This window comes from Sagittula sp. (assembly GCF_052825245.1).
Genome location: NZ_JBRBWD010000054.1, coordinates 60,783 through 70,357 on the forward strand (window position 1 = coordinate 60,783; position 9,575 = coordinate 70,357).

9 protein-coding genes are annotated in these 9,575 nt (G+C 67.5%); 7 read left to right on the forward strand and 2 right to left on the reverse strand.

Annotation, left to right across the window (positions count from 1 at the left end):
* Positions 1-4: 4 nt before the first annotated feature.
* From ACU0DV_RS21985 to ACU0DV_RS22005, 5 genes are all read left to right on the forward strand, one after another.
* Positions 5-688 carry a phosphatidylserine decarboxylase gene (locus ACU0DV_RS21985; RefSeq protein ID WP_446240905.1) on the forward strand — a complete coding sequence of 228 codons (684 nt, stop codon included), beginning with the start codon at positions 5-7 and terminating at the stop codon, positions 686-688.
* Positions 689-691: 3 nt separating this feature from the next.
* On the forward strand, positions 692-1,459 hold the full coding sequence (pssA, locus tag ACU0DV_RS21990; protein WP_100929336.1) for a CDP-diacylglycerol--serine O-phosphatidyltransferase: 768 nt from the start codon (positions 692-694) through the stop codon (positions 1,457-1,459).
* Between the two features lie 66 nt (positions 1,460-1,525).
* Positions 1,526-2,152 (forward strand): nucleoside/nucleotide kinase family protein, encoded by a 627-nt coding sequence (locus ACU0DV_RS21995; protein ID WP_446240904.1) that lies wholly within the window; start codon positions 1,526-1,528, stop codon positions 2,150-2,152.
* Between the two features lie 101 nt (positions 2,153-2,253).
* Positions 2,254-3,042, forward strand: a complete 789-nt coding sequence (locus ACU0DV_RS22000; protein WP_446240903.1) for an HAD-IIB family hydrolase — start codon at positions 2,254-2,256, stop codon at positions 3,040-3,042.
* The gene (locus tag ACU0DV_RS22005) at positions 3,035-4,267 is read left to right on the forward strand and encodes a glycosyl transferase (RefSeq protein ID WP_283981110.1); all 1,233 of its coding nucleotides are present in this window, start codon (positions 3,035-3,037) and stop codon (positions 4,265-4,267) included. Before ACU0DV_RS22000 ends, ACU0DV_RS22005 begins: the two co-directional genes overlap by 8 nt.
* Positions 4,268-4,512: 245 nt before the next feature.
* Here the strand turns inward: ACU0DV_RS22005 and ACU0DV_RS22010 are convergent, their stop codons facing one another.
* Both ACU0DV_RS22010 and ACU0DV_RS22015 read right to left on the reverse strand, forming a co-directional pair.
* Complete coding sequence (locus ACU0DV_RS22010) at positions 4,513-5,922, reverse strand: hypothetical protein (protein WP_446240902.1); 1,410 nt, start codon at positions 5,920-5,922, stop codon at positions 4,513-4,515.
* A gap of 88 nt (positions 5,923-6,010) precedes the next feature.
* A complete protein-coding gene (locus tag ACU0DV_RS22015; protein WP_446240901.1) occupies positions 6,011-7,753 on the reverse strand; it encodes an alpha-amylase family glycosyl hydrolase in 1,743 nt (580 codons plus the stop codon).
* Between the two features lie 190 nt (positions 7,754-7,943).
* Between ACU0DV_RS22015 and ACU0DV_RS22020 the strand changes: the two genes are divergently transcribed.
* Together ACU0DV_RS22020 and ACU0DV_RS22025 are read left to right on the forward strand one after the other, a co-directional pair.
* Positions 7,944-8,723, forward strand: coding sequence for an enoyl-CoA hydratase-related protein (locus ACU0DV_RS22020; RefSeq protein ID WP_446240900.1), 780 nt, complete (start codon positions 7,944-7,946; stop codon positions 8,721-8,723).
* Between the two features lies 1 nt (position 8,724).
* Positions 8,725-9,240, forward strand: coding sequence for a thioesterase family protein (locus tag ACU0DV_RS22025; RefSeq protein ID WP_446240899.1), 516 nt, complete (start codon positions 8,725-8,727; stop codon positions 9,238-9,240).
* The last annotated feature ends 335 nt before the right edge of the window (positions 9,241-9,575 follow it).

The following is a 9,575-nucleotide window of genomic DNA, read 5'->3' on the forward strand; positions in this document are numbered from 1 at the left end:
TTCCATGTCTGTCTCCATGCTGTCCACCTTCGTCAAGCCGATGCATCCGGAAGGACGAAAGTTCGTTGCCATAGCAGCCGCAATCGCGGTCGTGCTGTTCCTTGTGTGGGAACCGCTCGGCTGGCTTGCCGCGGGCGTGACCGTCTGGGTCTACTACTTCTTCCGCGACCCGGAACGGGTGGTCCCGGAGCGTCCGGATGTCATGGTCTCACCCGCCGACGGGCTTGTCTCGCTGCTGGAACCGGCCGTGCCGCCGGCAGAGTTGGGACTGGGCGAGGCAGAGATGGTGCGCATCTCCGTCTTCATGTCGGTCTTCAACTGTCACGTGAACCGCCTGCCGTCTGCGGGCACGATCGATGTCGTCGCCTACCGGCCCGGCAAGTTCCTCAACGCCTCGCTCGACAAGGCGTCGGAGGACAACGAGCGCAACGGCCTGGCCGTGACCCTGCCGGACGGGCGCCGCTATGGCGTCGTGCAGATCGCTGGCCTCGTGGCTCGGCGCATCCTGTGCTGGACCAAGAATGGCGACACGCTGGAGCGGGGCGAACGCTTCGGCCTGATCCGCTTTGGCTCGCGTCTCGATATCTACCTGCCGCCCGGTGCAACGCCGCTCGTGCGCATCGGCCAGACGATGGTCGCGGGCGAAACCGTCATCGCCGACCTGACCGCCGAAAGCGGGGAAGGCTGAACCATGCCTGACCTCCCCACCGAGCCGGAAACCCAGCCGGAGGACCGCAGCCAGGTCTCCCTGCTGCTGCTCCTGCCGAACATGGTGACGCTGACAGGCATGAGCTTCGGCTTCACCGCCATCCGGTTCGCCATGGAGGGCCGGTTCGGGGCGGCGGTGTTCGCCATCCTGATCGCCGCGCTGGCGGACGGGCTCGACGGGTTGCTCGCCCGCAAGCTCAAGGCCGAGTCACCGATGGGCGCGCAACTGGATTCTCTGTCCGATTTCCTCTGCTTCGGCGTCGCGCCCGCGATTGTCGTGTACCAGGTCCACCTGTCTCACACCGGCGGCTTCGGCTGGGTCTTTGCGCTGCTCTTTGCCGCCGCGACCTGCCTGCGGCTCGCCCGGTTCAACGTCATGTCGGGCCAGGCGGATGAAAGCGCGGGGCCCAAGCGGCACTTTGTCGGCGTCCCCGCGCCCGCAGGGGCAATGCTGGGCCTTCTGCCGGTGTTCATGATGCTCGCCGGCGGCTGGGACGCGGGAGAGGCCCCGGCGATGGTTGCCCTCTGGCTGGCGCTCATCGGGATGCTGATGATCTCCAAGCTGAAGACGCCGTCGCCCAAGGCGATCAAGGTGCCGCGCCGGATGATCGCCGTCATCCTGTTCGCCACCGTGACCGTCATCGGGTTCAGCTTCACCCACCCGTGGTACCTGCTGGTGCTGATCGACTGGGCCTATCTGGCCGTTGTCGCGCTGGCTGTCATCCGTGCGCGCGGACGGCTGTTCGGCTGAACCTTCGGCCCCTCCGCGTTGACAAGCCCGGCCCGGACCCTCACCAATCGGGAAGGGGGTAGGGCCATGGACGTTCAGAAAAGCGCGACGCTGGTGGCGGATCGGATCGCCGAGACACCGATACGGGGGCGGCGACGGCTGGTCGCCCTGGCCGGGGCGCCGGGATCGGGAAAATCGACGCTGGCGCATGTGGTTGCCGCGCGCGTGCCCAACGCGGCGGTGATGCCGATGGACGGGTTCCACCTTGACGACCGGCTGCTGAGGCCTGCCGGGCTGCTGCTGCGCAAGGGCGCACCCGAGACCTTCGACTTCGGCGGTTTCCGCGCCTGCCTGGCCCGTGTCGCCGAAGAGGACGAGGTCATCCTGCCCGTCTTCGACCGCACCCGCGAAATCGCCATCGCCGGGGCCGAACGTATCGGCCCGGAGACGGAGACGGTGATCGTCGAGGGCAACTACCTGTGCCTCGCCCAGGACCCGTGGAGCGCGCTGTCCGACCTGTGGGACCTGACGGTCTACCTGTCGGTGCCCATGGAGGAACTGGAGCGGCGCCTGATCGAACGCTGGGTGAGCTACGAATACGACCATGCCGGTGCGCGCGAAAAGGCCATGGGCAACGATATCCCGAACGCGCACCGGGTGGCGGAACACCTCGGCCCGGTCGACCTGACCATCGATTGGGAAGGGCATCCGTGACCTCTCCGCCGCACATTGAGCCGCACTGCAGCATGGGCGGTGGTTGCCGGGATGCGGCTGCGGCATAAATCCTGCAGGGACAAGCAGGCAGAGGTCGCTTCATGGGTTTGATCGTGTTCACCGACCTCGACGGCACCTTGCTGGATCACGACACCTATTCGTGGGAGGCGGCGCGCCCGGCGCTCGATGCGCTGAAGGCGCGGAGCGTTCCCCTGATCCTCGCCACGTCGAAGACCGCGGCCGAGGTTGCGCCCTTGCATGCCGATCTCGGCCTTGGCGATACGCCTGCCATCGTGGAGAACGGCGCCGGGGTGTACCGGCCCGCAGAAGGTGTGGCGCAGGACAGCGAGGACCACGCCCGCATCCGCCGCGCCCTTTCCGATCTGGCGCCGGAACTTCGGGCCGGGTTCCGCGGTTTTGCCGACATGACCGCAGAGGAGATCGCGGAGGTGACGGGACTTGGCCTGGACGGCGCCGAACGGGCCGGGCAGCGGTGCTTCTCTGAACCCGGGTTGTGGTCCGGAACGGACGAGGCGCGCGCGGCCTTCCTCGCCGGGCTTGGCATGTACGGCGTCCGGGGACGCAGCGGCGGGCGGTTCCTGACCCTGTCGCTGGGCCGGACAAAGGCGGATGCCATGCGCGAACTCGCCCGGGAAATGGGCGCCACCCGGACAATTGCGCTTGGCGACGCGCCCAACGACATCGAGATGCTTCAGACGGCTGACATCGGCGTCGTGGTGCGCAACGATCACGGTCCGGGCCTGCCTCTGCTGGAAGGGGAGGACGCGGGGCGCATCCTGCGCACCGGCCTTCCGGGGCCCGCGGGCTGGGCGGCGGCGGTGCTGTCGCTTCTTGACGATTATGACGCGAAGGATCCCGCGCATGGCTGACTTTCACCAGAACGGCAATATCGCCCAGTTCCACAACCTGCGGCAGCGTCCGATCGAGGAACTGGTCTACGAGATCGAGACCTTCGCCCAGACGCGCAAGATCAGCCTCGTGCTGCCGTCGCTCTACTCGGAGCTGGAAGGCCCGGCGTTGTCGCACATCATCGACGAGCTGAGCCAGGTCAGCTACCTGCACCGGATCGTCATCGGGCTGGACCGCGCGGACGAGGACCAGTTCCGCCGTGCGCGGGACTTCTTTTCCAAGCTGCCCCAAGATCATGTGGTGCTCTGGAACGACAGCCCCAGGATGAAGGCCTACATGGCGCGGCTCGAAGAGATGGGGCTTGCCCCGGACGAGCCGGGCAAGGGCAAGAACATGTGGACCTGCATGGGCTACCTGATCTCCTGCGCGGACACGGCGGTGATGGCGCTGCACGATTGCGACATCGTCACCTACGACCGAGAGATGCTGGCCCGGCTGGTCTATCCGGTGGTCAATCCGAACTTCCGCTACCAGTTGTCGAAGGGGTTCTACCCGCGTGTCGGCGGTGGCAAGCTGAACGGGCGGGTGACGCGGCTGCTGGTCTCGCCGCTCCTGATCGCGCTGAAGCGGGTGATCGGCGACCGGGATTACATCGACTACCTGCGCGCCTTCCGCTACCCGTTGTCAGGCGAGTTCGCGCTGCGCACCGGGCTCTTGCCCGACCTGCGCATCCCGTCGGACTGGGGGCTGGAAATCGGCGTGTTGTCAGAGGTTTGGCGCAACAGCGGGCGGCACACCGTCTGCCAGGTTGAGATCGCCGACGCCTACGATCACAAGCACCAGGACGAAAGCGAGGGCGACGCGGCGGCGGGCCTGAACCGCATGTCGACCGACATCTGCAAGGCGATCTTCCGCAAGCTGGCGGCGGATGGGACGATCTTTACCGCCAACTCCTTCCGGGCGCTGAAGGCCACCTATTACCGGGTCGCGCTGGACCTGCTGGAGTTCTACGACAACGACGCCAAGATGAACGGGCTGACGCTGGACCGGCACCGCGAGGAACGCACCATCGAGCTGTTCGCGGAGAACATCATGGTGGCTGGGCACACCTTCCTGGCCAAGCCCAACGACGCGCCGTTCATCCCGAACTGGAGCCGTGTGAACGCCGCCGACCAGGGGCTGGTGTCGGAGCTGCGGTCGCTGGTGGCTGCCGACAATGCGGAGTTCGAGGCGAAGCCGTTCTGATGAAGATCCGTTCATCTTAACGCGGCGCGCGGAGGGGTTAAGGCTGCGTGCGATGCCCTGCGACGCGCAGATCTGGGGGCATGCACCCCGCCGTCCACAACGGATTCAGCACCCGTTCACCATGGTTTCCCGCCTGTAAGGGGTGAACCGGCCGTTTCGACCCCTCGAACCGGCCGGTTGGTAACCTTTCTGCAGCGCAGCGGAGAAAAGAGGTTAACAGAGGCGCGTCGGCCCCCGGAAACGGCTCATTCGGCGCTGTTCAGGGCCGAGATCCGCCAGCCGTCCGCACCGGGGGTGAAGGTCATGCGCAGGGCGTAGACTTCGCCCGAGGTCGCGCCGCAGCCGGTCACCCGGGCGCGCAGGCTGACCGTTGCCGCGCCGCCGGAGAGGTCGGCATCGGAGGCATCGACGAGGCTCGCATCGCAGATGCCCGCTGCGGCACGGTCGATAACCTCGCGCTTTTCCGGAATCCAGAGGGCAGAGGGGGCGCCGCCGTCACGCTTGCCAAGGCGGTCGAAGTAGGCGCGCGCCAGCGCCACCGGATCGGGTCCGGGAACGGACGCAGGGGTGGCGGCCGCCCCGCCAGCCGCCGCCTTCCACGAGACGGCGCTGAGCGGCGTGCGCGGCGGCCAGGCCATGCTGTAGTGCATGTAGGCGCGCGCGTCGGCCCGGTCGTTGTCGGAGGGCATGTTGTCCTGCCGGTAGAGGTTCACCGACACGGTGCCGGAGCCGGGCTCGGGCATGATCTCGCACCAGCCGGACCAGCCCATCCCGAGGTTGAGGTTGCGGAACTCGACGAAGTCGACCGGGATACTCACGCCGTCGCCCAGCCACGGGGCGGGGTCCTGCCGCTGCACATGGTTCGTGACGCTTTCGAAATACTCCTGCCCGCCGGTGTCGTAATCGGCAAAGCCGAACTCCGAGTGGTTCCAGCCGCGATAGGTGGAATAGAGCATGTTGTAACACAGGGTCGCGGCGCGCTGCCGGTCGAAGGCGGGGGTGGCCGTGTTGGGGATGTCGTCCATCAGCCCGATGTCGAAGCTGTAGAACTGGTCGTTCGTGGTGATCGTGTAGAACTCCTGCGGCGGCGTGCTGAACATCTGCGCGAAGAGGTCGGGATGGATCATCGCCTGCTTGTAGCCGGTGGAGGCCACGACGGAGGAGAGCTTGGAGAACGCGCTCTGGATCTGGGCGAAGATGTCGAGCGCGGCGGAGAACGACAGGTCGAGCGGCACAAGCTGCTGCTTCTGGTCCGGCTGCAGGAAGGGCGCGTGGAAGCCCAGCGTCGCCGTGGGGTGCATCCGGCGGGTGGGCTGGCAGGTGTAGGGCGCACCGGCGCAAGTGTGGCCCGCCATGAAGATCAGCGCGCAGGCCGACAGGCAGGTCTGCCCGGCATCGATCACGGTGGTCGTGCGGCTGAAGTGCTGCGGGATGGCCAGCGCCTCTGTCACCGAGCCGCCGGGCGAGGACAGGTGCAGGGTGGAATAGGTGCAGGCCGCGCCGTCCATCAATGCGCCGAAGCGGTCGGCGTCGCCCTTCACGATCTGGCCGGAGAGGCGGATGTCGCAGTCGTCGCCCATGGTGATGTCGGCGGCCTGCGCGGGCGCGGAGAGGAGGAGGATGCAGGCGAGGAGGGCCAGAAGGCGAAACGTCATGAGGTCGTCCGGTGTGGTTCGGCAGGTCCGCCCATGATGGGGCTGGACCTGCCGTCGGGTCAACAATCCGTCCGGACGCTTTTTACGGTCACCCCCGGTTGGTGATCCAGCGGCACTGGTAGGGGGCGAGCGTCACGCCGTCCTCTTCGGGGTGCAGCGTCTCGCCCGAGAGCAGGTCGATCCATTCCTCGTCCGCGATCAGGTTGAGCGCGCGCGGCGGCAGGTCCACCGTCTCGGCGCTGACGTTGTGCAGGGCAAAGATCGACTGTTCGCGGTTGATCGACTGCCGCCAGACGCAGAACACCCGGTCGTCCACGTTCAGGGTGAAGTTCGTGGCGTTGGGGTGGAAGGCGGGCTGCTTCGCGCGCAGCTTCAGCCGTTCCTTCAGGGCGGGCAGCACCTGGCCCTGCGGGGTCTCCGGGTCCTTGATGCGTTTGCGCAGTTCGGGGTAGTCCCAGCGATGGCGGTTGATCGCCCGGTTCATGCCGCGGCGCTCGACGCCCTCGATGTCGTTCTCGGTGCCCAGCATCGCGTGGATGTAGAAGGCGGGCACGCCCTCGATCGACATGACGATGGTCTGCGAGCACAGGAACCGCGCGATGTGATTGGCGGTGTCGCCGCGATAGGTGCGCGACAGGGCCGAGAAGAAGGTGGCGTTCAGCTCGTAGACCGAGGTCCCGCCGTTCGGCAGCGCCCGCATCGACGCCCGCCCACCGCTGTCCTGCACGGTGGAGATCATGCGCGCGATCTCCTCGTCCGGCAGCAGACCCTCGGCCGGGCGCATCCCGATGCCGTCGTGCGAGGCGGTGAAGTTCAGGTAGGCGCAGCCGTGCGGGGCGGGCGGCATGGAGCGCAGCCAGTTCGACAGGAAATGCGCGTCGCCCGAGAGCATGGCGTGCAGGATCAGCGGCGGCAGCGGGAAGTTGTAGATCCAGTGCGCCTCGTTCAGCTGTCCGAAGTAGCTGAGGTTCTCGGCCTTGGGCACGTTGGTCTCGGTCAGCAGCACGACCGGTTCGCGTGCGAAGTCCGAGAGCACCCGCAGAAGCTGCACGATGGCATGGGTCTGCGGCAGGTGGATGCAGGTGGTGCCCGGCTGCTTCCAGACGAAGGCCACGGCGTCGAGGCGGATGATCTTCACCCCCATCCCGATATGCAACCGGATGATGCGGATGATCTCGTAGAGGACCTCGGGGTTCTTGAAGTTCAGGTCGATCTGGTCGTGGCTGAAGGTACACCAGACGTTCTTGACGCCGTTCGCCGTCTCCACCTCCTGCAGGAGCGGCGTGGTCCTCGGGCGCACCACCATGGAGAGGTCGTCGTCCGGGGAGGCCTCGAAGAAGAACGCGTCGTAGGGTTTCTGCCCCTGCCGGTAGGCGTTGAACCACGTGCCCTGGGACGACACGTGGTTCAGCACGAGGTCGGAGGCAAGATCCCATTCCGAGGCGATGCGCTGGATGTCCGGCCAGTCGCCGAGCGCCGGGTTCACCTTGCGGTAGTCGGTCACCGCGAACCCGTCGTCGGAGGTGAAGGGGAAGAACGGCAGGATGTGCACGCCGTTCACCACGCCCTTCAGGTGCTGGCCGAGGAAGTCGCGCAACAGGTCGAGCGGCTTGTAGACCCCGTCGATCAGGCTGTCGCCGTAGGTGATGAGCAGCGCGTCCTTCTGGCTCCAGAGCTGGTTGCCGGGCTTGCGGGCGCGGCCGCGCGGATCGGTGCCCTCTGGCCAGAAGGCCTCCAACACCTTGGCGGTCACCTCCTCGGTGTCATGGTCCGGGTAAAGACGCATGAGCAGCGCCTGCAGGCGGTTCGTCAGGGTCGATGGAACGGTCATGGCAGGCCTCGGCGCGGTCGTCATACCCGACATTTATAGACAGGGCTTGCGCAAGGGCGAAAGGGGCAGGCGGTCCGCAGGGGCGGCGGCGCTGCCGGACGGGCGCTTTGCCCGGTTTTTGGGCAGCCTCCGACCTTGCCTCCGGACGCGCCATGGCCCAGCGTACCCGGGCAAGCGAAGGAGCCGGACGATGGCGGATGTGACGGTGGGGGTGCGCGGGCGCGTGCTCGAGGTGGTGCTGAAACGCGGCAAGGTGAACGCCATCGACGCGGCGACGTCGCGGGCGCTGGGCGCCGCCTTCGAGCAACTGCAGGAGGACGACGGGCTCTCGGTGGGCATCGTCACCGCCGAGGGGCGCTTCTTCTCCGCCGGCTGGGACCTCAAGGCCGCGCAGGAGGGCGAGGACCCGGAGGCCGACATGGGCCCCGGCGGCTTTGCCGGCCTGACGGAGTTCTGGGGGCTGACGAAACCGGTGATCGCCGCGGTCAACGGCACGGCGCTGGGCGGCGGGTTCGAACTGGCGCTGTCGGCGGACATGATCGTCGCCGCCGAAGGGGCGGAGTTCGGCCTGCCGGAGACCTCGATCGGCCTCGTCCCGGATTCCGGCGGGGTGATCCGCCTGCCGCGCCGCCTGCCGCGCGCCGTCGCGATGGAGATGCTGATGACCGCCCGCCGCGCCCCCGCCGCGGAACTGCTGCGCTGGGGCGTGATCAACGCCGTGGTGCCCGCCGACGCGCTGATGACGGAGGCGCGCGCACTGGCAGACCGCGTCGCCGCCTGCGCGCCGCTCTCGCTCCGCGCGGTCAAGGAGATCGCCCGCGCGACGGAGGGGCTGACGGAACAGGAGGCCTTCGCCCGGATGCGCGCCGGCGGGCTGGAGGCCTACGGCCGGCTCTACGACAGCGCCGACGCAAAGGAAGGCGTCGCGGCGGTCATGGAGAAACGCTCCCCCGTCTGGACGGGGCGCTGACATGCTGGAGACGGAAACCTTCCTGCACGCCTGGACCGGCCGGGTGGACGCGCCGCTCAGGCTGGTGGAAAACGTCGTGCGGCCCGAATGGGTGGACGAATACGGCCACATGAACATGGCGCATTACCTGACCGCCTGCGACCAGGCGAACTGGGCCTTCTTCAACTGGATCAACGATCCGCTGCGGATGGAGGCGCGCGACGGCCACGAATACGTCGTCGTGGAAAACCACGTCACCTATTCCGGCGAACTGGCCGAGGGCGACGCCTTCACGATCGAGACGCAGCTCCTCGACTGGGATGCCAAACGCTACATCCTCTTCCACCGGGTGCTGGACGCCTCGGGACAGGTGGCGGCCACCAACGAGGCGAAGATGCTGGGTTTCAACCTCCGCACCCGCCGCCCCGAAGCCTGGGGCGCCATCCCGGCCGAACGCCTCGCCCGCATCGCCGAGGCGCATGGAACCCTCGCGACGCCCGGGCAGGCCGGACGGGGCATCGTGCTGGGCAGACGTTAGGGCAACGGTCGTTCCGGCCGGAAGGGGGCTCCGCCCCCGCCTCCCCCCCGGGAGGCTCCCCCGAGGTATTTGGACCAAGATGAAGACAAGGCGCGAAGGATCTGCGCGGGGCAAGGCATACGGTGCCGCGCGCCCTGCTTCTTTGCTTCGCAAATACTCTGAAGGGGGTCCGGGGGAAGTGAAACTTCCCCCGGCGGGTCGCTGACGCAGTCAGCGAAGCCCGTTCACCGCAGGGCCCTTACTGCAGGGCCTTGTCGCTGACCGCGTGGGTCCAGGCGCCTTCCGGCTCCTTGGTGATGACCGGGTCGGAGCCGCCGGCCAACAGGGTCTCCACC